The following is a 23,580-nucleotide window of genomic DNA, read 5'->3' as shown; positions in this document are numbered from 1 at the left end:
TGTCCCGCACTGGGGCGGGTGGCACGCAAAGGCTCACAAGGCATTACGCATATGAAAACCATTGTTCTCGGCGCCGGCATCATCGGCATCAGCACGGCGTGGCACCTGCTTGAACGCGGTCACGAGGTCATCGTGGTCGACCGCCAGCCCGATGCTGCGCTCGAAACCAGTTTTGCCAATGCAGCACAGATCTCGGTGAGCTACTGCGAGCCCTGGGCCAACCGCGAGGCGCCGCTCAAGGCGCTCAAGTGGATGTTCGACAAGGAAGCCCCGCTGCTGTTTCGCCCGCAGATGGACTGGCAGCAGTGGCGCTGGGGCCTGCAGTTCCTGGCGCAGTGCAACGACGCCGCGTTCGAGCGCAATGTGCAGCAGATCGTGGCGCTGGGCGCCTACAGCCATGCCGCGCTCAAGGATCTGGTCAGCACCACGGGCATCGAATACAACCGGCTCGAACGCGGCATTGCCCACTTCTACACAGACCAGAAGTCCTTTGACGCCGCCGGCCACGCGGTGGAGCTCATGCGCAAGCACGGCGTGCAGCGCCGCCTGGTCAGCCGCGACGAACTGCTCAAGATCGAGCCCGCGTTCAAGGCCTACGGCGACAAGATCACCGGCGGCACCTACACCAGCACCGACGAAAGCGGCGACGCCCGCGTGTTCACCCAGGAGCTGGCCCGCCGCTGCATGGCACGCGGGGCGCAGTTCCTCTACGGCCACGATGTGCTGCGCCTGAACAAAATCGGCAATGCTATTGATTCAGTAGCTGTCATGCCAAAACAGACAAGCGCTGGCGGCAAAAAAGACTTCATATTGAAGGCCGACGCCGTCGTCGTCGCCTGCGGCTCGTACAGCGCACCGTTGCTGCGCAGCGTGGGCGTGGACCTGCCGATCTACCCTGGCAAGGGCTACAGCGCCACGTTCCCGCTGCTCAAGCCCGAGGGCGCGCCCATGGTCTCCACCATCGACGACGGCAAGAAGATCGCCATGAGCCGCCTGGGCAACTACCTGCGCGTGGCGGGCACCATCGAACTCAATGGCTGGGACCTGACGCTCGACAGCTCCCTGGCGCGCGCACGCTGCCACATGCTCTCGCGCCGCATCGAGGCCATCCTGCCCGGCGTGTGCGACACCCGCACGCCCGAACAAGGCGGCGACCCGCAGTACTGGACCGGCCTGCGCCCGGCCACCCCCACCAACATCCCGTTCATCGGGCAGACCCGCGTGGGCAAGCTTTGGGTGAACGCGGGCCACGGCACGCTGGGCTGGACACACGGTGCAGGTTCGGGCAAGGCGCTGGCCGAGCTGATCAGCGGCGAACAGCCCGCGATGAACTTCGGCTTCCTGGGCCACCAAGGATCTGCACGGCGCGCATCGGCCACGGCGCTGGCCGCCTGAGAGCACCCACACAGCCTGCCCGGGTTGGGGTGGGTCCATCCCACCAACCCGCTCGTTGCGCGGGCACTCAGGTGGCCAGCGCGAGTCCGCCGTCCACCCGCAGGTTCTGCCCGTTGATATAGGCCGCCCCTTCCGAAGCTAGGAACGCGATGGTCGCGGCCACTTCGGCGGCCTGCCCATACCGCTGCAGGGGCACGGCGGTGCGGCGCTCTTCCCACACGGGCAAGGTGTCGATCCAGCCCGGCAGCACGTTGTTCATGCGGATGTTGTGCCGCGAATAGCTGTCGATAAAGATCCGTGTGAATGAAGCCAGCCCGGCGCGCACCAGCGCCGATGTCGGAAACAGCGCGCTCGGGTCCACCGCCCAGGCTGACGACAGATTCACGATCACGCCACCACGCTGCGCTTGCATCAAGGGGGCCACCAGCCGCGTGGGCCGGATCACGCTCTGCAGATAGGTGTCCGTCCCCTGCAGCCACCGCTCATCCGCCAGAGACAACAAAGGCGCGCGCGGTTCATGGCCGGTGCTGTTGATGAGCACATCGACCCGGCCCCAGCGGGCTTGCGCCAGATCCACCAGGCGGCCCAGATCCGCCAGGCACTGGCTGGACCCCGTGACGCCAACGCCTCCGAGTTCCTGGGCCAAGGCCTCGCCTTTGCCCGACGACGAAAGAATGCCGACCTGAAAACCATCCTCTGCCAACCGGCGGGCGGTGGCAGGGGCAACGCCGGTGCCGCCCGCAGTGATGAGCGCTACTTTTTCTACTGCCATGATCGTCCTTGGATGCCGCACACCGGCATCTGGCAATTGTTTCGTATCCTTTATGTTTTGGACGACCGGACGGAGCAGCCGCCGTGCTTCGATCCAGTAGAAAATCTACACCCATGACCTCCCCGTTGGGCCCCATGCCCTCTCTCAATGCGCTGCGAGCGTTCGAGGCCGCCAGCCGCCATCTCAACTTTCGGCTGGCCGGGCTGGAGCTGGGCGTGACCCAGGGCGCCGTGGCGCAGCAGATTCGTGCGCTGGAGGCGGAGCTGGGCCTCAAGCTGTTCGAGCGGCACCCGCGCACCCTCGTGTTGACCCACAACGGCCAGCGCTACGCCACCGGGGTGCGGCGCGCGTTCGAGATGCTGGCCGATGCCACACAGGGCCTGCGGCCCGAGCCCCTGCATGTGACGGTCAGCGTCACTCCGACCTTCGCCACCAAGTGGCTCATCCCACGGCTGGCGGACTACACGCGCCTTCACCCTGGGGTTGATCTGCGGATCCTGGCGACCGAGCACCTGTCGCACTTTCAGACCGAGGCCGTGGACCTGGCGGTGCGGTACGGCCGCCCCCCATTCGGCCCGGGGCTCACTGCCGATCTCCTGTTCGAAGAGTGCCTGGTGGCGGTGGGCAGCCCGCTGTTGCTGCGCCGCTCGGGGCCACCCGGCACCGCGGGTGACATCGGCCGCTACGTGCTGCTGCACGACTCCCAGTCTCCATGGGCCGACTACCTTGCGCAGCACACACCGCCCGCTCCCGGGGCTTCAGATCCCACACCGCAGGCCATCTGGTTCAACCAGACGACGCTCGCGATCGACGCGGCCCTGACCGGCCAGGGGCTCGCGCTGGTGCAGAAAGATTTTGTGGCGCAGGGCCTGTCCACCGGTCGGCTGGCCAAGGTGTTTGAGGAAGAAGCACACACGGGCGCCGGCTACTACCTGGTGGCTCCGCGCAAGCAACGCGCACCGGAGGTCGTCGCGGGCGTGAGAGCTTGGCTGCGAAGCCAGGCCGGCGCATAAACCGCAAAGACCGCAGGCAGCGCGGATGCTCTGGCCCCCCTTCAACCCCGACCTGCGAGCCCGGCCAGGGGGGCCAGGTAACGGGCCGGAATCTCCAGTGCATGGAATCCGCCCGCCAGCAACACCACCAAACAAACAGCCAGCATCCAGCCCGCCAGCATGGCCCCCACCAACGCTCGCGCCCGCAGAGGCTCTGGCAGGTTCCAGTACAAAGCGCAACCCACGTGCGTGCCCAGCGCGAATACTGCGAAAAAGTAGTACGGGCCAAAGAACCACTGCCAGGGCGGTGTGTGCATGCCCGCCGCTGCAAACTGCAGGTTCGTGTCCACGCCCTGAAACCGGCCCGCCAAGACGGCCGTCACATGGATCACCAGGAACAGCGCCAGGTAGCCCCCCGAGATGGCCTGCATCCACGCCACGCCCCCACGGCGCCGGCCCCGCCCGCGCCACAGCAAGGTGAGGCCGCTGCCCATCTGGAACAGCAGACAGCCAAGCAGCACGCCTTCGACCAACGGCTGGCGATAGATCAGGCGCAGGGCTTGCAGCACGGATTGGTGCGCTGCCGCTCCGGCCAGCCCCGCCAGGTGGCCCAGCAAGTGGGCCGCCAGGAACAATGCCAGCGCGATGGCACTGGCGCGGTGCACGGCCCGCAGCGCAAGGCGCTGGCGCCATGCCCAGGTGCCAGCCAGGCCGACGGCGGCGGCTCCCAGGGCGAGTTGGCTGGTTGCGTGCATGAAGGTTTTCTCCGGATGTTGCAAGGGACTGGCGGCAGAATAGGCAGCAGCGCCGTCTCCGCCTACTCGCATTGCGCTCAGGTTTTCCATGCCCCCTGCCTCCTCCGCCCCCCGCCGTTCGCCCCGCCAGGAACGCTCGCAGTTCACAGTCGATGCCATCTTCGGAGCCGTCGCACGCATCGTGGCCACCCAGGGCGAGGACGCGCTCACCACCAACCGCATCGCCGAGGTTGCGGGTGTGTCCGTGGGCTCGCTCTACCAGTACTTTCCCAGCAAGGAAGCCATCCTCCTGGCCATGCTCGACCAGCATTGCGACCGGGTGATGCTGGAGCTGGACGCCCTGCTCGCCCAGGCCCGCACCGAAGGCTGGACGCCCGAGCAGCAGGTGCGCGGGTATGTGCGCCACTACCTGCAGGCCTTTGGCGGCGGCCCCCAGGAAGGGCGCGCACTTGCCCGCCTGTCGTGGAAGCTCGACTACCGCGCGTCCGTGCTGATCTCGGTGCGCGGCGCCAGCGAGCGGCTGGCCCTGCACCTGCAGCGTGTGGCGCAAGAGCAGCAGATGCCCGCACCCTCGGCAACCCAGCTGTTTGTGCTCACCCGCGCCTTCATGGGCGCGGTGCGGGCGGCATCGCTGGAACAGTCGCCCCTGCTGGACAGCCCCGAATTCGAGCAGGCGCTGGTGGAGCTGTGCATCGCAACCCTGGCACCCGGCGCGGGTCTGGGGGGCGGCGCTACGATGGCACCATGACCACGCCCACCGCACCGCACTACCTCTTTCTCACCACCTCAACCCGCGAACCAGGCCACACCGGCAATACCGAATGGCTGGCGCGCCAGGCCGCCGCCGCACTCCCTGCCGGTACTGCGCAAACCTGGCACCACCTGGCCCGCATGAACCTGCCGCCCTTCGTGGACCAGCGCCACACCTCGGGTACCTATGCACCGCCCGAAGGCGACATGAAGACCTTGCTCGACGCCACGCTGGCAGCCACGCACATCGTCTTTGTGGCGCCGGTTTACTGGTACAGCATTCCCTCGCCGCTCAAGACCTACCTGGACCACTGGAGCGCGTGGATGCGCGTCCCCGGCCTGGCCTTCAAGGAGCCGATGGCCTCCAAGACGCTGGCGCTTGTCACCACCAGCGGCGACCGCACCAAGGCCCAGCCCATGATCGATTCCGTGGCGCTGTGCGCGCAGTTCCTGTCGATGACCTGGGGCGGCGCCCTGTGGGGCAAGGGCGGGCCACCGGGCGCGGTGCAGGCCGATGCGCAGGCGATGGAGGCAGCCAGCCGTTTTCTACTGACACCGGCCGCAGCTTGACGGCTTAGCGATCCAGCGACCCGTGCTGGGCCAGGATGCCCAGCCATTCATGCAGCGCCAGGCTGCTGTCGGCCAGCGCGGAGGCGCGCGGCAACACCCGGTACAGCTTGCGCGCCTGGCCGCCCTTGAAGCCCATGGGCGCGGGCAGGACCTGCAGACCGGCGCGCTCGAAGGTCTTGGCCGCGCGCACCATGTGCCAGCCGTGGGTGACGAGCGCAATGCGCTCGATGCCAGCGGCCTTGAGCAACACGGCAGATCTTTCGGCGTTGCTGCGGGTGTCAAGGGATTCCACCTCGGTCCACCGCACCCGGCCCCTGAACTCACGCTCCACCACATCTTTCATCACCAGCGCTTCGGCCCGCGTGCCGCCGGTGGAGCCCCCCGTGGCCAGGATGGGAAGCCCGGTCTGCTGCTGCAGGTACACGGCGTAGCGCACCCGCTCACGCGCGCCCCGGCTGAGCACGTCCACGCCGTATTCAGGCGCCACCGTGTCGGCGCCGCCGCCCAGCACGACGATGGCCTGCACCTTTGACGAAGGCAAGTCCTTGGGGACGACCGCCGGATAGCGCTCCAGGCTGCGCACCAGCGCGTCCGACACCGGCGGCCAGGACAGCACCAGCACCGACAGCAGTGACAGTACCACCACCGTGATGCCCGTGCGGCGGTGGTAGCGCGCGATCCACAGCCCCACCAGCGCCAGCAGGATGCTGGACACCGGGGGCAGCAGCAGCGCAGACAGTATTTTTTTCAGGGCAAACCACATAAAACAAGAGGAGCAATCAGACCCGCGCGAACCCGCCCGGTGGCGCCAGGGCATGGCAGGGAAAAAGAAACGTTTGAAGGGCCGAAAAATCGGCCACGCCGGGTGGGGCGAACTCAGTGCAGCACCCGCCGCTGCGCCAGAAAGTCCAGCAGCGCGGCATCGAAACCCTCCGGGTCCTCCAGTTGCGGCCAGTGCCCGATGTGGGGCAACAACACCGTCTGCGCATCGGGCATCACCTGGGCCAGTGCCTCCAGGGCAGCCGGCGGTGTGCAGCGGTCGAGCTCGCCCCCCACCAGCAGCGCGGGTATGGCCAGCTGCGCCAAGGCAGAGGCTCCGCGATCAAACGTGGACAAGGCCTCCAGCGCGCGCCGGTAGGCCCCTGGATACACCTGGCCCAGCGCGTGGCTGGCCAGCCGCACCCCTTCGGGCAACGCACCGGTGCCGATGAACTGGGGCACCAGCGTCTGCGCCAGCTGCTCCATACTGCCACCGGCGTCCAGCGCCTTCAGAGCACCCAAGCGGGGCGCCACCCAGTCATCCATGGCCTGCGCATCCAGCGCCGGCCCACCTGCACAGAGCAGCAGGCGGCGCACCTGCGACGGGCTGCGCACGGCGGCCTCCAGCGCCACCATGGCGCCCATGCCGTGCCCCACCAGGGTCACGGGGCCTCCCTGCAGGGCGTCGATCAAGGCTAGGCAGCTCTGCGCCAGCGCCTTGAAGGTGTACGGCTCCACGGGCGCGCTGCGGCCATAGCCCGGCATGTTCCAGGCCACGGCGCGGTAACCGGCCGTGGCCAGCGTTTCCACCTGGGGGGCAAAGGTGAGGTGGTCGCCATCGGCGTCGTGCAGCAGGAGCACGGTGGGGCCGGAGCCCAGGGTGGTGAAGGTAGGTAGGACGGCCATGCGGTGGAAAAACCAGTAAACCCCGCAACAGCGCGGTGGTGGGTGGCGCCTGATAATAGTTGCTCCCCCATGCTGCCACCGCTGGCACCGCTTTTGTGAACCCTTCGCTCCCCCGCCCCACCCTCGCCCTGCCACCGAGCTTCTCCACGCGCGAGTTTCGCGATGCGCTGGGCATGTTTGCCACGGGCGTGACCATCGTCACGGCCCGCACGGCTGCGGGCGACCTGGTGGGGCTCACGGCCAGTTCCTTCAATTCGGTGTCGCTGGCACCCCCGCTGGTGCTGTGGAGCCTGTCGCACGGCGCCAGCACCTTGCCCACCTTTGCCGATGGCTCGCACTACGCCATCCACGTGCTGGCCGCAGACCAGAAGGCGCTGGCCGAGCGTTTTGCCACGCGCGGCATCGACCGCTGGGCAGGCCTGGAACACCGGCCCGGCATCAGCGGCGCCCCGCTTCTGGCCGGGGCAGCCGCCACGTTCGAGTGCTTCAACCGCAGCCAGTACAAGGAGGGCGACCACACCATCTTTGTGGGCGAGGTCGAGCGCTGTGAACACCGAGAAGGCATCTCGCCCCTGCTGTACCACGGTGGCAAGTTCTACACCGAGCACCCGCTGTGACGACCCCCACCGTGGTCGTGCGCCACGTGAACATCGGCCTGGCCCGGCGCCTGAAGGTGGGCGAGCGCTCGGTGCTCACTGCCATCGGCAAGGCCCCCGTCACCGGCCCCGTGGCTGTGGGCCCGCTAGGGCTGGCAGGCGACGAGCAGGCCGACCCGAGCGTGCATGGTGGCCTGGGCAAGGCCGTATACGCCTACCCCGCCGCCCACTACGCGTTCTGGCAGGCCCAACGCCGCGAACGGGGCGTGAGCCTGTTCGATGAAACGCTGCCGCCGGGTTTCATGGGCGAGAACCTCACGATCGACGGGCCGCTGGAAGCGGATGTGTTTGTGGGCGACGAATGGCATTTCCCCCACTGCGTGCTGCGGGTGAGTGCACCGCGCGAGCCGTGCTTCAAGTTCAACGCCGTCATGGGTTTTGCGCAGGCGGGCCGCACCATGGCCCTGGCCGGGTGCTGCGGCTACTACCTTGCGGTGGACAAGCCTGGCACCATCGCCGCAGGAGAGACCGCCACGCTGGTGCCCGGGCAGCGCGGGCTGAGCATTGCGCAGGCGCTGGCGGGCAAGTGGGCAAAACACGCGCGCTAGCCAGGCCCCACTGGATTCATCAATTTTGATAGCTGCTGGCGCTTACCAGATAAGCGCCAGAGCCCAATTTTGCTCGAAACCGAACCTTCAACGCACCGTATCGGGCAGCTCGATCTTGACTTCCAGGACTTCCAGGTTGTCCTGGCGCTCCAGGTGCACCTTGAGGTCTTCGGGGTTGATCTTGACGTACTTGGAGATCACGGCCACCAGCTCGCGCTGCAGCGCAGGCAGGTAGTCGGGCTCGGCGGCGTTGCGGCCATTGCGCTCGTGCGCCAGGATGATCTGCAGGCGCTCTTTGGCGACGCTGGCGGTTTTCTTCTTCTCGCCGAGCAGGAAGGACAGGAAAGAAGCCATGGCTTATTTGCTCCCGAACAGGCGTTTGAAGAAGCCTGGCTTTTCCGCATCGATGAAACGCAGCGGCTTGTCGGTGGCACCCAGGAAGCGGTCGATCACATCCTTGTAGGCCTCGGACACATCAGTGCCCTGGGCATGGATGGCGGGCGTGCCCTGGTTGGACGACTGCAGCACCACTTCCGACTCGGGGATCACGCCGATCAGCTTGATGCGCAGGATGTCCTGGATGTCTTCCAGGCTCAGCATCTGGCCGTCCTGCACGCGGCTGGGGTTGTAGCGCGTGATGAGCAGGTGCTCCTTGATGGGCTCACCGCCTTCAATCGCACGCTTGGTCTTGCTGCCCAGCATGCCCAGGATGCGGTCGGAGTCGCGCACCGACGAGACTTCGGGGTTGGTCACCAGCAGCGCCTCATCGGCAAAGTGCATGGCCATGAGCGCGCCACTTTCGATGCCGGCGGGCGAATCACAGACGATGTACTCAAAGCCCATCTCGGCCAGGTCCTTGAGCACCTTTTCCACGCCGTCTTGCGTGAGCGCATCCTTGTCGCGCGTCTGGCTGGCGGCCAGCACGAACAGGTTGTCGCACTGCTTGTCCTTGATGAGCGCCTGGTTCAGGTTGGCCTCACCGTGGATCACGTTGATCAGGTCATACACCACGCGGCGTTCGCAGCCCATGATGAGGTCGAGGTTGCGCAGGCCGACGTCAAAGTCGATCACGGCAGTCTTGTGGCCGCGCAGGGCGAGGCCGGTGGCAAAGCTGGCACTGGTGGTGGTCTTGCCCACGCCACCCTTGCCGGAGGTCACGACGACGATTTTGGCCATGTGTTGCTGATTCTCTGTGGGGTTGGTACGAATGAAATGGGAACTCAGGCAAGCGGCTCGATGATGAGCTTCTCGCCGTCGAGCCGCACCTGGGCGGGCTTGCCACGCACATCGGCGGGCAACTCGGTCTCGGTGGTGCGGTAGATGCCCGCGATGGAGACCAGCTGCGGCTCCAGGCAGGTCGAAAAAATACGTGCTTCGGTGTTGCCCCGCGCGCCAGCAATCGCACGGCCGCGCAGCGGGGCATAGACGTGGATGTTGCCGTCGGCAATGACTTCGGCGCCAAAACTCACCACGGCCATCACGACCAGGTCGGCGCCGCGCGCATACACCTGCTGGCCGGAGCGCAGGGGCTTGTCCACCACCACGGTGCCGGGGCCTGGCAGGGGCACTTCGCGAACGACCTCCACCTCGCGCACGACTTCGCGAATGACCTCGCGCACCTCGGGGGCGGGAGCCTCCGCACGGGCAGGCGGTGCATCGGGCGCTACCGCCAGCCCTGCGGCGCGCGCAGCGTCCATCTGGGCGGGGTTGCCCCCGCGCACGGCCACGGGCAGGGTGCTGCGGCTGCGCAGTTCGGCCACGATGGCGGCAAAGTCGATGGGCGCCTCGGCCTCGCGCACGGCGGCCAGGTCGATCAGCACGGGGTCGTTGTCAAAAAAGCCCGGGGCGTCGGCCACGCGCTCGGCCAGGTCGGCGGCGAACTGCGCGGCGTCGGTGGTCTTGAGCACCACGGCCACCACGGGCAGCGATGCGCTCTTGAGGTCAAAGCTGGTGCGGGCCTGGGCCGCCGTCGTAAGGGCCATGAATGGGGTGTGGAAAGGAGCGCGGGAACCGTTTCAGAAGGCGCAAAGTGTACCGTGGGGCCACGTAAGCGCTTGTTCACGGCGTGTTTGCACTGTTCGCGCGCCCTCACCCACAAAAAAGCCGGGCGTACCCGGCATTCTTGCTATTGCCAGGGTTCCCCGGCTTAGTTGCGGTCAGCGCGCATGGGGCGGGTTGTCGCACCGCCGGAGCCCGACATGGTCCTGTCTGTGGTTACGGGGGCTGCAGCGGCAGGTGCTGGAGCGGCTTGCGTGGTCGCCGTCGCGGCGCCCCCACCGCCAACGCCCGTGGTGCCCATCGGCGTGCCTTGCGAGCTTTGCTGGCCGGCGCCCGTGGCAGCGTTGGGGCTTGCGGTGGTGGGTGGCGTGCCCTGCGCCATAGCGGTGCCCACAACGGCGACGGCAGCCAGGCCCGCGAGCAATGTCTTGAGTGTGTTCGATGCAGTCATGTGGAGACTCCTTGGTGTGTGGTGAATTTGGAAATCGCCAGCAACATCGCCAGCTGTACCCAGGCTAGTTGTTTGCGGCTGGCGCTACGTCAGCTTGAGACCGCAGCGCATGTCGGACAGGGACGGGCCTGCACGGTGTGGGTCTTGCCATCGCAGTCCGAAAACACCCTGTTCAACAAGCCCGCACACACCGTGGGTCAATGGGCATCACTGCGCAGGCAGGTCATAGGCGCCAAAAAAAAGCGGCTGCCGGTTGTGTCTCGGGCAGCACGTACACCACAGCGCCCATGCCACGCACCAGGGGGCTCAGCACTTTTTCGTAGAAAGAGACTGGAAGGTTGATGCAACCGAAGGAGATACGGTTGTCTGCGGCGGTGCTGGAGGCCAGCCGCTCCAACCGACGCTCGGCTTTGACGTTGGCCCGCACTCGGTGCATGGAGACCGCCGCGTCGTAGTCCACCCAAACCACGTCTTCGCCATTGGCGTTCAAACCGGTTTCGGCAACGAACCGGCCTGCGGGGGTGGTGCGTTCTTCGGGCAGTACCTGGCCGACGGGCTTGTCCCCCACGCCGGGAACGGTGTGGTCGCCGATGGCCGACCCCATCAGCGCCGGGGCCGCGCCCTGGAGCGCACCGTCGCGGTTAAACACATAGACCTTTGCGTGCATTTTGTCGACCACCACGACCGCGCGGTTCTGGTTGTCACCCGAGTGCAAAGCCCACGCCGCGATCTGGCGGGCTTCGGCCGAGGCGGGCTCCTTACCGAACTGTGCCCTGCGCGGTACCTGGGTTGGCTGCGGCGCTGGCGACGCGACCTTCGCAGCTGATGTGTCTATAGGGTTCGCCAAGTCGGCGCCCAAGGACAGCGCTCCTGTGGTCTGCGATGGCTGCTGCATCGCTGGCCACAGCCGCATAAACCCCAGCAGCAGGACAACCAAAACCAGCAGTGCAGCGCCGGACAGCAGCCGGTCCTTGTGCCGTCCATGCCTTTGCCCTTCGCTCCTTGGCTCGGCGCGGTCCGGATCTGTGTGGGATACGTTCATGTTGGATCTTTGAAGGGCAAAGGCAAGGGCTTTCGCCGCAGGGTGGTGCAGAGTTGGTGCGTACCCGAAAGCCACACACTAACCAGATCACCCGCCTGGCAGCGTCCGCCAAAAGCGCAACCGCTGTAGGACCAACTACCCACGCTTAGCGTTGCCTGTCGTCGCCGCGGCGCTGCGCAGGGCCAGAAGGTCACGGCACACAGGCGACCTGAAGCTCACGGCTTGCCTTTCATAATCGACCGATGTCCCTGTCTGCCCGCAAAACCCACCTCGACTCCCTCGCCATCTCCCTGCTGCTCGCGTGCTGCATGTTCTGGGGCTTCCAGCAGGTGCTGGTCAAGGCCACAGTGGCCGAGGTGGCGCCCGTGTTCCAGGCCTTTGTGCGCTTTGCACTGGCCACGGTGGCGGTGGCGGCCTGGTGCCTGTGGCGCGGTGTGCGGCTGTCGGCAGCGGCCGAGCCCGCCGGGGCGGACCGCGCCGGGCTGTTGGCCGGGGCGCTGTTTGCGGGCGAGTTTGCGTGTATCTACCTGGGCCTGCAGTACACCACCGCCTCTCGGCTCACGGTGTTTTTGTATGCCTCGCCGTTCTGGGTGGCGTTACTGCTGCCGCGCTTCATCCCCGGCGAGCGGCTGCAGGGCTGGCAGTGGCTGGGCCTGGCTGCCGCGTTTGCGGGCGTGGGGCTGGCGCTGGGGGACGGGTTGCTGGGCCCTGCCAATGCCGCCCTGCCCCAGGCATGGCTGGGCGATCTGCTCGGGCTGGCCGCGGGCCTGATGTGGGCGCTGACCACGGTGGTCATCCGCACCACACCGCTGGCGCGTGTGGCCCCCGCCAAGCAACTTTTCTATCAAGTGGCGGTGAGCACGGCCGTGCTGCCAGTGCTGTCGCTGGGCCTGGGCGAGGCCTGGGTCTGGCAGTTCAGCGCGTTTGCCTGGGGCTCGCTGCTGGTGCAGGCCCTGGTGGGCGCGTTTGTGAGCTACCTGGCCTGGATGTGGATGCTGGCGCACTACCCGGCGACCAAGATTTCGGTGTTTGTGTTCCTCACGCCCGTGTTTGCGCTGCTGTTTGGCGCGCTGTGGCTGGGCGAACCGGTCACACCGGGGCTGGTAGCGGCACTGGTGCTGGTGGCGGCGGGCATCGTGCTGGTGAACCGGCGGCCTGCGGTGGCGTAGTACCCGCGACAAAAGAGTTTGCATAAAAATTCGGCCTAGCGCTTCACCATAAAGCACTGATAGCTATATTTTTAATAGCAAATCTTTGTATTCAGGTGTCGTCAGCCCACCAGACTCAGTGCGTACCGCGTATCCAGCAACACCTGAATGCGCGCACCCAGCGCGGCGCCTTCTTGGTCCTCCAGCCGCGTGAACTGCGCGGTCCAAGCCTCAGACTGCGCAAATGCCGGAAACCGGGGCGGCTCGCCCCACAGCCAGTCCGGGTGGGTGGCCCGGGGGCTTCGACCGAACACATGCAGGTGCATCTTGCGGTGCAGCGCGGGGGTTTTCGGCCCCTGGGGATGGGCCAGTGGGTTCAGCGCGTTGTTGCCCGCCTCCCAGTAGTTCAGGCAGCCACCGGCAAGCTGCGGCAAGGTGTCGAGCATGGCCCTGCCCGTTGCGGCCACCAGGCACGACCAATGCGCCAGCTCTTCGGGCGTCAGCTCGCTGCGTTCCCAGACGGGGCGCGGCGGGTGGACCAGCACATGCCCGCCATCGCCGCGGTGGTTCATGGGCCGCGCGGGCAGGTCGACCGTGCCACCGGCACAGCGGATCAGGGTGGTGTGAATGTTCAAGGGCAATTCTCCAAAGCAGAGGTTTGTGAAAAGGGGGCGGTGGCCGCTGCGTGCCTTATCCATCGCCGCGAGGCGCCCAGCAGGCGATGGCCGTGGCCGACAGCAACAAGGCTGCGACGCCATACACCCAGGCGGACGGCGCAATGGGCAGCAGCACCCCCGCCAACACCGGGCCCGCACCGGCGCCCAGGTCCCGCCAGACCGACCGCGTCGCCAGCGCCTGGATGCGCCCCGGCCCCGGCGTGCGGCGCGCCACCAGCGGTGGCAACAGCGGCAGCAACAGGGCCCGCAAAGTCACGATGGCCAGTGCGCTGGTCCACAGCCACCCCAGGCCAAAACCCACCAGGGCCAGCGACGTGAGCACGGCGAAACCCACGAGCAGCACTTCGGCGCCATAGCGCTCGGCCAGGTCGCCACCCACCGCACTCAGCACGATCTCGGCCAGGTAGCGGACCGACAGCAACAGCCCCGCCACGACTACCGGATGGCCCGGCAGCACATCGCGGCCCAGGTAGGACAGGCCGATGATGAACAGGCCGTCCAGCACCAGCCCCTCGACGAAGGAAAAACGGTCCAGGCGGCCCGGCAACTTGCCCCAGCGCTTGGGCGGTGGCGGCAGGGCATGCGGCTGGGCGGGCAAGTGCCGCGTGGCCAGCAAGGCGCACAACGCAACAGCCGCAAACGCAAAGAAGATGGCCCGGGGCTCCCACCAGAGCGCGCAGACACCGCCCGCAGGCAGGGCCAGCATGGGCCCTAGCGCTGCAAAGGCGCGCGACTGCCCGGCGCGTCGCGCTGCGCCCAGAGGCTCGGCTGTGGCCAGCGCCTGCGTCGCGAGGTTCAGCGCCGCAAAGGCCAGGCCCCACAGCAGCCGCAGGCCCAACAAGGCGACGAAGCCGCTGAGGGTGGCGTACCCCAGCGCACACGCGGCGGCGGCCAGCACGGCCAGCGAGCAGGTGAGGCGCTCGCCATGGCGGGCATAGAACCGCGCCACCGCCCCGTAGCCCGCAATGCGCACGAGGCGATTTGCGGCCAGCAGAATGCCCGCTTCAAACAGGGTGACGCCAAACGCCGGGGCAAACATCGGCAGCAGCAGGTAGAGCACCGTATCCCCGGGGAGTGACAGGCCCAGCGCCAAGGCAGCGCGGCGCGAGTGGAGGTCTGAGGCAGAGGGGTTGGCTGAAGGCTGTGGCATGGCCCGCATGGTGCGCGGCGGTGCCCGGCGCGACAAACGATATTGCTGCGCCCCATGCGTGACAAAATTGCACGCATGTCACCCCGCCTGCCCCCGCTCAACGCCGTCCGCGCCTTTGCGGCGGCGGCGCGCCACCAGAGCTTTACCCGCGCTGCGCTGGAGCTGCACGTCACCCACAGCGCCATCAGCCGCCAGATCAAGGCGCTGGAGGAGCACCTGGGCGTGGAGCTGTTCGAGCGCAAGACGCGGCAGGTGCTGCTCACGGCGGCAGGGCATCAGTTTCACGCGCAGGTCGGGCCTGCACTCGCGCAGATCGGCGCCGCCGCCCAGTCGCTGCGCGGCGATGCCGGGCTGCGCAGCGTCAAGATCAATGTGCGGCCCAGCTTTGCAGTGCGCTGGCTGATCCCCCGGCTGCCGGGTTTTGTGGCCCAGCACCCGGACATCGAGCCCCAGGTCATCACCAGCACGCTGGCACCCGACCACGCGGCCGAGGCCTTCGACCTGGCCCTGCGGCGCGGCCCGCGCGGGTGGCCGCCGGGCATGCAGGTCCAACCGTTTCTGGAAGACGAGGCGCTGGTGGTGGGGTCGCCGGCGCTGTTCGCCCAGCGCCCGGTGACGCGGCCCGAGGCGTTGTCGTCCCATGTGCTGCTGCTGTCCAAGTCGCGCAGCAAGGACTGGGAAAGCTGGAAGAAGCTGGTGAACCTGCCAACGCTCCAGCCCGCCAGCTGCCTGCAGTTTGACCACCTGCACTTTGTGCTGCAGGCGGCCGTGGATGGGCTGGGCTTTGCGGTGGCCCCGGTGTCGCTGATTGCCCACGACCTGGCCTCGGGACGACTGGTGCCCCCCCTGCCCAGCTTGCGGCTGCCGCTGACGCGGCACTACTTCGGCACGGCCCCGGACCCGTCGCCGGAGACGCTGCGTTTGGTGCAATGGCTCAAGGACGCCATGAACGCCCCAGAGCCTTCCGCGCCCAACCCTGCACGCACTGTTTAGGCAAGCAACTGCCCTCTCCGCGCGTTCAGCATGCGTTGGCAGCTATATTTTAATAGGAACCCTAGATCATTCGCCGTCGCCCATCCACCGTGCCGTGCCCGACACGCGGATGGAGCTGCCCACCACCGGCCCGATCTCGGCGCGCAGGCGCGAGCGCATGCCCATGTCCTCGCCCTGCACCACGTCGATGGCGCCGCCATGCGGCCAGCCCAGGTCGCGCAGGTAGCCCGCCAGCGCGGCGGTGGCGGCACCCGTGGCCGGGTCTTCCAGCACGCCGCCCGAGGCAAAAGCATTGCGGGTGTGCAGCAGGCGGTTGGACTCCACCCACACCAGCACGATGGTGACCAGCCCGGCGGTCACCATGAGCGTGCGGCCTGCATCCAGCGCGTAGTGCATGGCCGCCAGCGCCGCACGACTGCGCAGGGCCAGCACCAAGTGGTCCGCACCGCCGTGGATGAGCGCGGGCGGGATGCGCGGGTCCAAATCGGCCGCGCTGAGGCCAAAAAGGGCCAGCGCGTCGGCCAGCAACGTGGCAGGCACAGGCCCGCTGCGCGTGGGGGGCGACTGCAGCGCCGCCTGCACCAGATCGCCCTGGCGGCGGCCTTCGACCGTGATCTCGGCCTGGCTCAGCGACAGCGCAAACACGCCGTCGCCCTCGCGCTGCGCCAGCGCGGCGCCCAAGGCAATGGTGGCGTGGCCACAAAAGGGCACCTCGCTCTCGGGCGAAAAGTAGCGCACCTTCCAGCGGCCACCGCCCAGCGGGGCGGCAAACGCGGTTTCAGAAAAGCCGACCTCGGCAGCGATGCGCTGCATCTCGGCGGGGGCGGGCAACTCGTCACCCATCCACACACCGGCGGGGTTACCGCCCACAGGGCCATCGGAGAAAGCTGCGATTTTTTGAAGTGCCATGGTGTTCAACATCCAGAACGACAGGACAGGACAGGACAGGAGATGGCAGGGCAGCCAGTGGCTCAGAGCTTGGGAATGCGAATCCGGCTGATCATCAACGAGCCCGACACCGCAAACAGCAGCACCAGCGGGTGCAGCGTAAAGCCGCCAATGAGTACCTTGCCAAACCACAGGCTCTCGCGCACAGCGCCCAGCCAGGCGGCCAGGGCCATCAACGCCACCAGCATGATCGAGGTGGGAATCGGCGTGCCTTCAAAGTATTTGACCTTGCCGTCGTCGCCCGACAGGGTTTCGGCCGTCACGTTGTAGCGCGCCAGGCGCGACACGCCACAGGCCACGAAGTAGGCCAGCACGATGCGGTCATACAGGCCCTGCATGCCGCAGCCGTAGGCAATGATGGCGGGCGCTACGCCGAAGGAGATCACGTCGGCCAACGAATCCAGCTCGCGGCCCATGGCTGAACTCTTCTGTCGCCAGCGCGCGATGCGGCCGTCCAGCACATCAAAGATCAGTGCGGCCAGCACCAGGGCGCACGCAAAGTACACATGCAGCACGTCGTTCGTTTCCAGGTACGACATGACCGAGAACAGCGCGCCCACGCCGCAGACCGCATTGCCCAGCGTGAACCAGTCGGCGAGGTGGAACTCACGGATCATCGAAAAACGTTTGGGCGGCTGCGGAGTGTTCATGGAGGGAAGGCGCGCGGCAGGGCGCGCAGTGGCAATCAACAAGGTCCATTATGGGTGTGCCGCAGCACCACCCGGCGCTGAGAGCCTGCGGACGGTCTCGCAGGGGGTCCTTAACCCTCTCTGACATCTGCGTGACTGCTTTTGCGCCGGCACACAGACAGACTGTGGCCACGCGGCGGGCGCAGGCGGGTAGGACGATGCCGCATCCGCCCCCCGTCGGTGACCGACCCGCAGCCCCATCAGACCCGAGACCCGCCATGCGCCTCCCACAGATGCCCCCGCTCCACACGCCCTTCTCACCCGGTGCCCCGGTGCGCAGCCTGCAGGATGTAGAACGGCATGAAGCCCGCCCTCTGGCCGAAGCGCTGCCAGTGCAAAGCACCTACGAAATCTTTGTGAATTCGGCGGCGGCGTTTGGCGACAAGACGGCGCTGACTTTTTTGCCCACGGCCGACCCGGCCGCCGAGCCCATCCGCTGGTCGTATGCGCAGCTGCTGACCGGCATCCACCAGACAGCCAACCTGCTGCACCACCTGGGCGTGGGCCCACAAGACGCGGTGGCCGTGCTGCTGCCCGGCTGCCTGGAATACCACCTGGCCCTGTGGGGCGGCGAGGCGGCGGGCATCGTGCAACCGCTCAACCCCATGCTCACCGACGAGAAGATCGCGGCCATGATGACCTTGGCACGTGCCAAGGTGCTGATTGCCTACGGCGCCGAAGGCGATGTGGGCTACTGGAGCAAGGCCCAGCGCCTGATGGGCATGGTGCCCACGCTGACCACCGTGCTGCGCGTGGCCCCCCACACGGAAGCCCCCGGCGCGGCGGGCCCGCTGCCTGCTGGTGTGGTGGACCTGGCCGAACGCCACCAGCACCCCGGCGACCACCTGGTGAGCGGGCGCCGTATCGCAGCCAGCGACATCGCCGCCTACTTTCACACCGGTGGCACCACCGGCGCGCCCAAGCTGGCGCGCCACAGCCACGGCGCGCAGGTGTTCACCGCCTGGGGCAGCGTTCAAATGCAGGGCATACGGCCCGAGGACGTGGGCATCAACGGCTACCCGCTGTTCCATGTGGCGGGGGTGTTGCCGGGCTCGCTCGCGGCGCTGTCTGCAGGCGTGGAGACCATCATCCCCACCACCGGCCTGTTCCGCAACCGCGAGGTGATTGCCAACTACTGGCGGCTGGTAGAGCGCTACCGCTGCACCTACCTGTCGGCCGTGCCCACGGTGCTGGCGGCACTGGCCAATGTGCCGCTGGGCGGCGCCGATATCTCCACCCTGCGTTACTGCCGCACGGGTGCGGCCATCCTGGCGCCCGAGCTGGCGGCGCGGTTTGAGCGCCTGTTTGGCCTGCACATCCACGAAAGTCTGGGCATGACGGAGATGGCGGGCATCTCCACCATCACCCCGCCGGGCGTGCGCGCGCCCGCAGGCTGCGTGGGCTGGCGGTTGCCCTACACGCAGCTGCGCGTGGTGGCGCTGGATGCTCAGGGCAATGCGTCCGACCAGGACCTGCCACCCGGCCAGCCGGGCATGGTGCTTTTCCAGTCCCCCAACCTGTTCTCGGGTTTTCTCGACGCGGCCGATACGGCCAAGGCGTTTACCCACGATGGCTGGCTGGCCACCGGCGACCTCGGCTTTGTGGACGACCAGGGCCGCCTGCACCTGAGCGGCCGTTCCAAGGACCTCATCATCCGCAGCGGCCACAACATCGACCCCAAGGTGATCGAAGACGCGCTGGGCGCCCACCCCGCCGTTCAGCTTGCTGCCGCCGTGGGCGCGCCCGACGCCTATGCGGGCGAGCTGCCCGTGGTCTACGCCACGTTGGTGCCCGGTGCACAGGCGACCGAGGCCGAACTGCTGGCCTTCACCGCCGAACGCGTGGACGAGGCCGTGGCCCGCCCGCGCTGGGTGCAGGTGCTGGAGACCATGCCCGTGACGAACGTGGGCAAGATCTACAAGCCCGAGCTGCGCCAGCGCGCGGCCTGCCACACGGTGCAAGCGCTGGTCGATGGGGTGTGCGGACCAGTCACGAACGGCCTCCGTCCCCAGGTGCAGCCCGAAGGCGACAACGCGGTGCGTGTGGCTGTGGCCCCCTGCGCACAGGCAGACGCACTGGCCGCCCGCCTGCGCGAGGTGCTCGCGCCCCTGCCAATCACCGTGCGCATCACCACCGCCCCCGCCGCAGGGAGCCCCCAGACCCCATAAGCCCATGGCGTGACAGCCAGGCCCCGGCCCGCCACCATGCACGCGGAGCCCGCTGAGTGAATTTTTATAACCATGACAGGAGACAAACCGATGCACTTCCACCCCCTGATGTCCCGCCGCACCTGGCTCGGCGCCGCTGCGCTAGCCGCCGCCTGCACTGGCACGACCGCCTTCGCGCAGGCCTACCCCAACAAGCCCATCAAGATCGTGGTGCCCTTTGCCGCAGGCGGCGCCACCGACGTGCTGGCGCGTGTGCTGGCCGAAAAGATGGCCGTGGGCCTGGGCCAGCCCATGGTCATCGACAACAAACCCGGTGCGGCCGGCATCATCGGGACCGACGCGGTGGCCAAGGCGGCGCCCGACGGCTACACGCTGCTGCTGGGCCTGAGCAACTCCATGCTCACCAACCAGTTCCTCTATACCAAGCTGCCCTACAGCCCCGAGAAGGACATCGCGCCCATTTACCAGATCGCCATCGCGCCGCTGGTGCTGGTGGCGCACCCGAGCGTGACCGCATCCACGGGGCCCGAACTGCTCAAATACGTGGTGGCCAACAAGGGCAAGGTGGCCTATGGCTCGTACGGCACGGGCGCGTATCCGCACCTGGCCGGGGCCTACATGAGCCTCACGCAAAACGCCGACATGAGCCACGTGGCCTACCGGGGCGAGGCGCCCATGGTGCAGGACCTGCTGGGCGGCCAGATCCAGATCGCGTTTGCCAGCGCGCTGCAGGTCAAGCCCCACATCGAGGCGGGCAAGCTCAAGGCCATTGGCGTGAGCGGCGAGCGCCGCATGGGCACTCTGCCCAATGTGCCCAGCCTGGCCGAACAGGGCCTGAACGACGAGGCCTACCGCGTGGCGGGCTGGCTGGCGTTTGGTGCCCCCGCAGGCACGCCGCCCGCCATCCTGGAGCGCATTGCCGACGAGGTGCGCAAGGCCACGCAGCTGCCCGATGTGGCCCAGCGTATTGCGGCCATGGGTTTTGATGTGCAGAACAGCTCGCCCGCGCTGTTCTCCGCCGCGATTGCCAAAGAGCGGCCGGTATGGGAGCGCTTGATCAAGGCGTCCGGCGCGAAACTTGACTAACCCCCTGAGGCGCTGCGCGCCTTCCCCCTGAAGGGGGACGCCGCCAGCGCGGCGGGGCGGCCCTTGCGCGGCGGCACTGGCATGGCGTCACGCCCTGAGGCGAGCAGTCAGGAGAAACAGGGCGGCTGGAACCAAGGACGGCCAGGCACCCCACGGATAGGACAATTTCAAATTAAAACAGGCTCCTGCGCTTTTCCCCAAATCGCAGGTAGCTATGTTTTTTGCATCGACTTCGCCCGCTGCGCCGCAAACGCCACATACCAGTCCAGGCACCCAGGATTCGCCATCGCGTCCTTGTTCACCACCTTTTCGATCGGCTGGCCCAGCAGCAGCTTCTTGATGGGCAGCTCCTGCTTCTTGCCGCTCAAGGTGCGCGGCACCTCGGCCACGGCAAAGATGTCGTCGGGCACAAAGCGTGGGCTCAAGGCCGTGCGCACGGCGCCGTTGATGCGGGCGCGCAGGGCATCGTCGAGCGCGTAGCCCGGGCGCAGCACGACGAAGAGCGGCATGTAGCTCTCGCGGCCCAGGTATTCCAGGTCCACCACCAGGCTGTCGAGCACCTCGGGCAGCGATTCGACCGCGCTGTAGATCTCGCTCGTGCCCATGCGCAGGCCGTGGCGGTTGATGGTGGCGTCGCTGCGGCCGTAGATCACGCAGCCGCCGTTGGCGCCGATCTTGAGCCAGTCGCCATGTCGCCACACCGCGCCCATGCTCGCGGGGCCGTCGCCACCGCCCGGCTGGCGGCCGTGGCCTGCGGGGTACATGTCGAAGTAGCTCGACAGGTAGCGGCTGCCGTCCGTGTCGCCCCACAGGTACAACGGCATCGACGGAATCGGCTGCGCGCAGACCAGCTCGCCCACCGCGTCCTGCACGGGGCGGCCCTCTGCGTCCCACGACTCCACTGCCGCGCCCAGCATGCGGCATTGCATCTCGCCGGGCACCTGCGGCATCTCGCGGTTGCCGCCGATAAAGGCGCCGCAAAAATCCGTACCGCCCGAGATGTTGTTCCACCAGATATCGTGCGTACCAATGGCCTCGAACTGCGCCGTGCCCCACTGCTGCACCTCGGGCGACAGCGGCGAGCCCGTGGTGCCCAGCGCGCGGATGCGCGTCAGGTCGCCAAAGTCGGCCAGCGTGATGCCCGCCTTCATGCAGTTGGCAAAAAACGCCGCACCCGCGCCGAAAAAGGTCACGCCCGTTTCGGCCGCAAAGCGCCACAGCACGCCCCAGTCGGGGTGGTCCTTGCTGCCGCCGGGGTTGCCGTCGTAGATCACGCAGGTGGTGCCCGAGAGCAGGCCGCTGAGCTGCGCGTTCCACATCACCCAGCCGGTGGAGCTGTACCAGTGGTAGCGCTCACCCAAACTGTTGGGTTCGTAGCTGCAGCCGATGTCGTTGTGCAGCACCTTGAGCTGCAGCGCCACCAGCACCGTGCCGCCATGGCCGTGCACGATGGGCTTCGGGAGCCCCGTGGTGCCGCTGGAATAGACGATCCATAGCGGGTGGTCAAACGGCAGCCACATCGGTTCAAACCCTGCGGCCTCCGCATCATTTTGTGCCGTAGCGCTTGTCCAGTCTACACAACCAGCTATCGAAACAGAAGCATTCAGATTACCCAGCAACACCACATGCTGCACGCTGGGCAGGTCGGCGCGCAGCTCGGCCAGCACGCCAGTGCGGTCGTGGTCACGCCCGCCGTAGGTCACGCCGTCCACGGCGATCAGCACCTTGGGCTCGATCTGGCGGAAGCGGTCGAGCACTGCGTGCGTGCCCATGTCGGGCGCGCAGATGCTCCACACGCCGCCGATGCTCACCGTGGCCAGAAAGGCGATCATGGCCTCGGGCACGTTGGGCAGGTAGGCGGCCACGCGGTCGCCGGGCTGGATGCCCTGGGCCTTGAGGTGCAGCGCCAGCGACGCGACCTGGCGGCGCAGCGCGGGCCAGCTCAGCTCGCGGTGCTGGCCTTTTTCATTGCGGCTGATGATGGCGGGCAGGCCTGCGGCGTGGGCGGCATCCACATGCCGCAGCGCCTGGCGCGCGTAGTTGACCTGAGCGCCAGGAAACCACTGGGCGCCGGGCATGGTGTTTTTGCCCAGCACGGCGGTGTGGGGGGTGGGCGATTCGATCTGGAAGTAGTCCCACACGCTTTGCCAGAACGCATCCAGCTCGGTGGTGGACCAGCGCCACAGGGCGTCGTAGCTGTCGAACTGCAGGCCGCGCTGGTCGCGCAGCCAGTTCTGGTACAGGCGGATCTGGGGGATGTAAGGCGGGGTGTTTTGTTTTGTCTCCATGGCGACGCAGCGTACCAGCGGCACGGTGCGCAGGCCAGCCACCCCCGTCACCCGGTTGACAGCAGGGTGAAATGCATATTTCGCACATTCGTGCTAAATTTCGCCCCATGGATGCCAAGACCCAGAAATCAGAACTCACCCGCGCGGCCATTGTGGGCGCAGCGCTGGACCTGGCTGCGGCCGAAGGGCTGGAGTCGATCACGCTGCAGGCCGTGGCCGACCGCGTGGGTCTGTCCAAGAGCGGCGTGTTCTCGCGCGCCGGCTCGCGCGAGGCGCTGCAGAAGGCGGTGATCGAGGAGTTTGGCCGCCGCTTCCTGGCCGATGTGTTTGTGCCCGCCATGCAGCACCCCAAGGGCCTGCCGCGCCTCCAAGAAATCGTGCGCCGCTGGATTGCCCGCACGCGCGATGTGGAGGCTTTCACCGGCTGCATCTACACCGCAGGGGCCTTCGAGCTGGACGACCGCGAAGGCGAGCTGCGCGACCTGCTGCATTCAGAGATCACACGCTGGCGCGCGGCACTGCGCCGCACGGTGATCCAGTCCATCGAGGCCGGGCACCTGCCAGTCGACACCCCGCCCGACCAGCTGGTGGGCGAGATCTATTCCATGATCATGGGCTTGTTGCACGACGTCCGCTTCCTGCGCGATCCGCAGGCAGTGTCACGCACCGAGGCGTCCTGGGCGCGCCTCGTCAAGAGCTACCTCCCTTCCCCCGCCTGAGACGCGGTGGTGTGCCAGGGAGACCTCTTGTTTTTTTTATGCCCCAATTTCGCACAACCGTGCGAAGAAAGGAACCACCATGTTGATCATCCTGGGCATTGCCGCCATTGCGGCCGCAGT

25 protein-coding genes are annotated in these 23,580 nt (G+C 67.3%); 11 read left to right on the top strand and 14 right to left on the bottom strand.

Going from position 1 to position 23,580, the window contains the following annotated elements:
* Window positions 1–51: 51 nt before the first annotated feature.
* Complete coding sequence (locus KW832_RS20365) at window positions 52–1,395, top strand: D-amino acid dehydrogenase (RefSeq protein ID WP_121507954.1); 1,344 nt, start codon at window positions 52–54, stop codon at window positions 1,393–1,395.
* Window positions 1,396–1,462: 67 nt separating this feature from the next.
* Here KW832_RS20365 and KW832_RS20360 read toward each other — a convergent pair whose 3' ends face one another.
* Entirely contained in the window at window positions 1,463–2,167 is a 705-nt protein-coding gene (locus tag KW832_RS20360; RefSeq protein WP_218301333.1) for an SDR family oxidoreductase, read from the bottom strand.
* A gap of 113 nt (window positions 2,168–2,280) precedes the next feature.
* Between KW832_RS20360 and KW832_RS20355 the strand changes: the two genes are divergently transcribed.
* Window positions 2,281–3,180 (top strand): LysR substrate-binding domain-containing protein, encoded by a 900-nt coding sequence (locus tag KW832_RS20355; RefSeq protein ID WP_218301334.1) that lies wholly within the window; start codon window positions 2,281–2,283, stop codon window positions 3,178–3,180.
* Between the two features lie 41 nt (window positions 3,181–3,221).
* Here the strand turns inward: KW832_RS20355 and KW832_RS20350 are convergent, their stop codons facing one another.
* Window positions 3,222–3,914 (bottom strand): hypothetical protein, encoded by a 693-nt coding sequence (locus KW832_RS20350; RefSeq protein ID WP_218301335.1) that lies wholly within the window; start codon window positions 3,912–3,914, stop codon window positions 3,222–3,224.
* An 88-nt stretch (window positions 3,915–4,002) separates the two neighbouring features.
* Between KW832_RS20350 and KW832_RS20345 the strand changes: the two genes are divergently transcribed.
* Both KW832_RS20345 and KW832_RS20340 read left to right on the top strand, forming a co-directional pair.
* The gene (locus tag KW832_RS20345) at window positions 4,003–4,662 is read left to right on the top strand and encodes a TetR/AcrR family transcriptional regulator (RefSeq protein ID WP_218301336.1); all 660 of its coding nucleotides are present in this window, start codon (window positions 4,003–4,005) and stop codon (window positions 4,660–4,662) included.
* Window positions 4,659–5,234 (top strand): flavodoxin family protein, encoded by a 576-nt coding sequence (locus KW832_RS20340; RefSeq protein WP_218301337.1) that lies wholly within the window; start codon window positions 4,659–4,661, stop codon window positions 5,232–5,234. Before KW832_RS20345 ends, KW832_RS20340 begins: the two co-directional genes overlap by 4 nt.
* A gap of 4 nt (window positions 5,235–5,238) precedes the next feature.
* On the opposite strand, the gene KW832_RS20335 is transcribed toward KW832_RS20340, so the two are convergent.
* Window positions 5,239–5,997: a YdcF family protein gene (locus tag KW832_RS20335; RefSeq protein WP_055397259.1), complete on the bottom strand. Its 759-nt coding sequence runs from the start codon at window positions 5,995–5,997 to the stop codon at window positions 5,239–5,241.
* 113 nt (window positions 5,998–6,110) lie between these two features.
* Window positions 6,111–6,899 (bottom strand): alpha/beta fold hydrolase, encoded by a 789-nt coding sequence (locus KW832_RS20330; protein WP_055397261.1) that lies wholly within the window; start codon window positions 6,897–6,899, stop codon window positions 6,111–6,113.
* A gap of 95 nt (window positions 6,900–6,994) precedes the next feature.
* On the opposite strand from KW832_RS20330, the gene KW832_RS20325 reads away from it, so the two are divergent.
* Window positions 6,995–7,516, top strand: a complete 522-nt coding sequence (locus KW832_RS20325) for a flavin reductase family protein (RefSeq protein WP_055397294.1) — start codon at window positions 6,995–6,997, stop codon at window positions 7,514–7,516.
* Window positions 7,513–8,103, top strand: coding sequence for an MOSC domain-containing protein (locus KW832_RS20320; protein WP_218301338.1), 591 nt, complete (start codon window positions 7,513–7,515; stop codon window positions 8,101–8,103). Before KW832_RS20325 ends, KW832_RS20320 begins: the two co-directional genes overlap by 4 nt.
* Before the next feature lie 87 nt (window positions 8,104–8,190).
* Here KW832_RS20320 and minE read toward each other — a convergent pair whose 3' ends face one another.
* From minE to KW832_RS20295, 5 genes are all read right to left on the bottom strand, one after another.
* On the bottom strand, window positions 8,191–8,457 hold the full coding sequence (gene minE / locus KW832_RS20315) for a cell division topological specificity factor MinE (RefSeq protein WP_010465263.1): 267 nt from the start codon (window positions 8,455–8,457) through the stop codon (window positions 8,191–8,193).
* A 3-nt stretch (window positions 8,458–8,460) separates the two neighbouring features.
* On the bottom strand, window positions 8,461–9,279 hold the full coding sequence (gene minD, locus KW832_RS20310; protein ID WP_055397265.1) for a septum site-determining protein MinD: 819 nt from the start codon (window positions 9,277–9,279) through the stop codon (window positions 8,461–8,463).
* A gap of 44 nt (window positions 9,280–9,323) precedes the next feature.
* Window positions 9,324–10,085 (bottom strand): septum site-determining protein MinC, encoded by a 762-nt coding sequence (gene minC, locus KW832_RS20305; protein WP_218301339.1) that lies wholly within the window; start codon window positions 10,083–10,085, stop codon window positions 9,324–9,326.
* Window positions 10,086–10,249: 164 nt separating this feature from the next.
* Complete coding sequence (locus KW832_RS20300) at window positions 10,250–10,552, bottom strand: proteophosphoglycan ppg4 (RefSeq protein WP_218301340.1); 303 nt, start codon at window positions 10,550–10,552, stop codon at window positions 10,250–10,252.
* 223 nt (window positions 10,553–10,775) lie between these two features.
* A complete protein-coding gene (locus KW832_RS20295; protein WP_218301341.1) occupies window positions 10,776–11,594 on the bottom strand; it encodes a hypothetical protein in 819 nt (272 codons plus the stop codon).
* A gap of 242 nt (window positions 11,595–11,836) precedes the next feature.
* On the opposite strand from KW832_RS20295, the gene KW832_RS20290 reads away from it, so the two are divergent.
* Window positions 11,837–12,763, top strand: a complete 927-nt coding sequence (locus KW832_RS20290) for a DMT family transporter (protein WP_218301342.1) — start codon at window positions 11,837–11,839, stop codon at window positions 12,761–12,763.
* A gap of 101 nt (window positions 12,764–12,864) precedes the next feature.
* On the opposite strand, the gene KW832_RS20285 is transcribed toward KW832_RS20290, so the two are convergent.
* Both KW832_RS20285 and KW832_RS20280 read right to left on the bottom strand, forming a co-directional pair.
* Entirely contained in the window at window positions 12,865–13,377 is a 513-nt protein-coding gene (locus KW832_RS20285) for a hypothetical protein (protein WP_218301343.1), read from the bottom strand.
* 55 nt (window positions 13,378–13,432) lie between these two features.
* Window positions 13,433–14,578, bottom strand: a complete 1,146-nt coding sequence (locus KW832_RS20280) for an MFS transporter (RefSeq protein ID WP_370628761.1) — start codon at window positions 14,576–14,578, stop codon at window positions 13,433–13,435.
* A 66-nt stretch (window positions 14,579–14,644) separates the two neighbouring features.
* Between KW832_RS20280 and KW832_RS20275 the strand changes: the two genes are divergently transcribed.
* A complete protein-coding gene (locus KW832_RS20275; RefSeq protein WP_218301409.1) occupies window positions 14,645–15,562 on the top strand; it encodes a LysR substrate-binding domain-containing protein in 918 nt (305 codons plus the stop codon).
* A gap of 66 nt (window positions 15,563–15,628) precedes the next feature.
* Here KW832_RS20275 and KW832_RS20270 read toward each other — a convergent pair whose 3' ends face one another.
* Window positions 15,629–16,471 carry a PhzF family phenazine biosynthesis protein gene (locus KW832_RS20270; protein WP_218301345.1) on the bottom strand — a complete coding sequence of 281 codons (843 nt, stop codon included), beginning with the start codon at window positions 16,469–16,471 and terminating at the stop codon, window positions 15,629–15,631.
* A gap of 62 nt (window positions 16,472–16,533) precedes the next feature.
* Window positions 16,534–17,160, bottom strand: coding sequence for a CDP-diacylglycerol--serine O-phosphatidyltransferase (gene pssA, locus KW832_RS20265; protein WP_218301346.1), 627 nt, complete (start codon window positions 17,158–17,160; stop codon window positions 16,534–16,536).
* A 257-nt stretch (window positions 17,161–17,417) separates the two neighbouring features.
* Between pssA and KW832_RS20260 the strand changes: the two genes are divergently transcribed.
* Together KW832_RS20260 and KW832_RS20255 are read left to right on the top strand one after the other, a co-directional pair.
* A complete protein-coding gene (locus KW832_RS20260; protein WP_218301347.1) occupies window positions 17,418–19,367 on the top strand; it encodes an acyl-CoA synthetase in 1,950 nt (649 codons plus the stop codon).
* Between the two features lie 90 nt (window positions 19,368–19,457).
* Window positions 19,458–20,453 carry a tripartite tricarboxylate transporter substrate binding protein gene (locus tag KW832_RS20255; protein ID WP_218301348.1) on the top strand — a complete coding sequence of 332 codons (996 nt, stop codon included), beginning with the start codon at window positions 19,458–19,460 and terminating at the stop codon, window positions 20,451–20,453.
* A gap of 212 nt (window positions 20,454–20,665) precedes the next feature.
* Here KW832_RS20255 and KW832_RS20250 read toward each other — a convergent pair whose 3' ends face one another.
* Complete coding sequence (locus KW832_RS20250) at window positions 20,666–22,741, bottom strand: acetoacetate--CoA ligase (protein WP_218301349.1); 2,076 nt, start codon at window positions 22,739–22,741, stop codon at window positions 20,666–20,668.
* 107 nt (window positions 22,742–22,848) lie between these two features.
* On the opposite strand from KW832_RS20250, the gene KW832_RS20245 reads away from it, so the two are divergent.
* Complete coding sequence (locus KW832_RS20245; RefSeq protein ID WP_218301350.1) at window positions 22,849–23,460, top strand: TetR/AcrR family transcriptional regulator; 612 nt, start codon at window positions 22,849–22,851, stop codon at window positions 23,458–23,460.
* Window positions 23,461–23,580: the final 120 nt, after the last annotated feature.

Origin of the sequence: Acidovorax sp. sif0632 (assembly GCF_019218805.1) — a bacterium.
Taxonomy (GTDB): domain Bacteria; phylum Pseudomonadota; class Gammaproteobacteria; order Burkholderiales; family Burkholderiaceae_C; genus Acidovorax; species Acidovorax facilis.
Note: the sequence above shows the minus strand (reverse complement) of the source record. Positions and strands in the feature narration are given on the sequence as shown.

What these genes read in the sequence shown, in the direction of transcription:
- KW832_RS20330 (WP_055397261.1), bottom strand. Translation starts at nt 6,899, where the DNA reads ATGGCCGTCCTACCTACCTTCACCACCCTGGGCTCCGGCCCCACCGTG.
- KW832_RS20360 (WP_218301333.1), bottom strand. Translation starts at nt 2,167, where the DNA reads ATGGCAGTAGAAAAAGTAGCGCTCATCACTGCGGGCGGCACCGGCGTT.
- KW832_RS20275 (WP_218301409.1), top strand. Translation starts at nt 14,645, where the DNA reads ATGTCACCCCGCCTGCCCCCGCTCAACGCCGTCCGCGCCTTTGCGGCG.
- KW832_RS20350 (WP_218301335.1), bottom strand. Translation starts at nt 3,914, where the DNA reads ATGCACGCAACCAGCCAACTCGCCCTGGGAGCCGCCGCCGTCGGCCTG.
- KW832_RS20295 (WP_218301341.1), bottom strand. Translation starts at nt 11,594, where the DNA reads ATGAACGTATCCCACACAGATCCGGACCGCGCCGAGCCAAGGAGCGAA.
- KW832_RS20340 (WP_218301337.1), top strand. Translation starts at nt 4,659, where the DNA reads ATGACCACGCCCACCGCACCGCACTACCTCTTTCTCACCACCTCAACC.
- KW832_RS20245 (WP_218301350.1), top strand. Translation starts at nt 22,849, where the DNA reads ATGGATGCCAAGACCCAGAAATCAGAACTCACCCGCGCGGCCATTGTG.
- minE (WP_010465263.1), bottom strand. Translation starts at nt 8,457, where the DNA reads ATGGCTTCTTTCCTGTCCTTCCTGCTCGGCGAGAAGAAGAAAACCGCC.
- KW832_RS20255 (WP_218301348.1), top strand. Translation starts at nt 19,458, where the DNA reads ATGCACTTCCACCCCCTGATGTCCCGCCGCACCTGGCTCGGCGCCGCT.
- KW832_RS20345 (WP_218301336.1), top strand. Translation starts at nt 4,003, where the DNA reads ATGCCCCCTGCCTCCTCCGCCCCCCGCCGTTCGCCCCGCCAGGAACGC.
- KW832_RS20335 (WP_055397259.1), bottom strand. Translation starts at nt 5,997, where the DNA reads ATGTGGTTTGCCCTGAAAAAAATACTGTCTGCGCTGCTGCTGCCCCCG.
- KW832_RS20290 (WP_218301342.1), top strand. Translation starts at nt 11,837, where the DNA reads ATGTCCCTGTCTGCCCGCAAAACCCACCTCGACTCCCTCGCCATCTCC.
- KW832_RS20270 (WP_218301345.1), bottom strand. Translation starts at nt 16,471, where the DNA reads ATGGCACTTCAAAAAATCGCAGCTTTCTCCGATGGCCCTGTGGGCGGT.
- KW832_RS20260 (WP_218301347.1), top strand. Translation starts at nt 17,418, where the DNA reads ATGCGCCTCCCACAGATGCCCCCGCTCCACACGCCCTTCTCACCCGGT.
- KW832_RS20250 (WP_218301349.1), bottom strand. Translation starts at nt 22,741, where the DNA reads ATGGAGACAAAACAAAACACCCCGCCTTACATCCCCCAGATCCGCCTG.
- pssA (WP_218301346.1), bottom strand. Translation starts at nt 17,160, where the DNA reads ATGAACACTCCGCAGCCGCCCAAACGTTTTTCGATGATCCGTGAGTTC.
- KW832_RS20365 (WP_121507954.1), top strand. Translation starts at nt 52, where the DNA reads ATGAAAACCATTGTTCTCGGCGCCGGCATCATCGGCATCAGCACGGCG.
- minD (WP_055397265.1), bottom strand. Translation starts at nt 9,279, where the DNA reads ATGGCCAAAATCGTCGTCGTGACCTCCGGCAAGGGTGGCGTGGGCAAG.
- KW832_RS20280 (WP_370628761.1), bottom strand. Translation starts at nt 14,578, where the DNA reads ATGCGGGCCATGCCACAGCCTTCAGCCAACCCCTCTGCCTCAGACCTC.
- KW832_RS20355 (WP_218301334.1), top strand. Translation starts at nt 2,281, where the DNA reads ATGACCTCCCCGTTGGGCCCCATGCCCTCTCTCAATGCGCTGCGAGCG.
- KW832_RS20300 (WP_218301340.1), bottom strand. Translation starts at nt 10,552, where the DNA reads ATGACTGCATCGAACACACTCAAGACATTGCTCGCGGGCCTGGCTGCC.
- minC (WP_218301339.1), bottom strand. Translation starts at nt 10,085, where the DNA reads ATGGCCCTTACGACGGCGGCCCAGGCCCGCACCAGCTTTGACCTCAAG.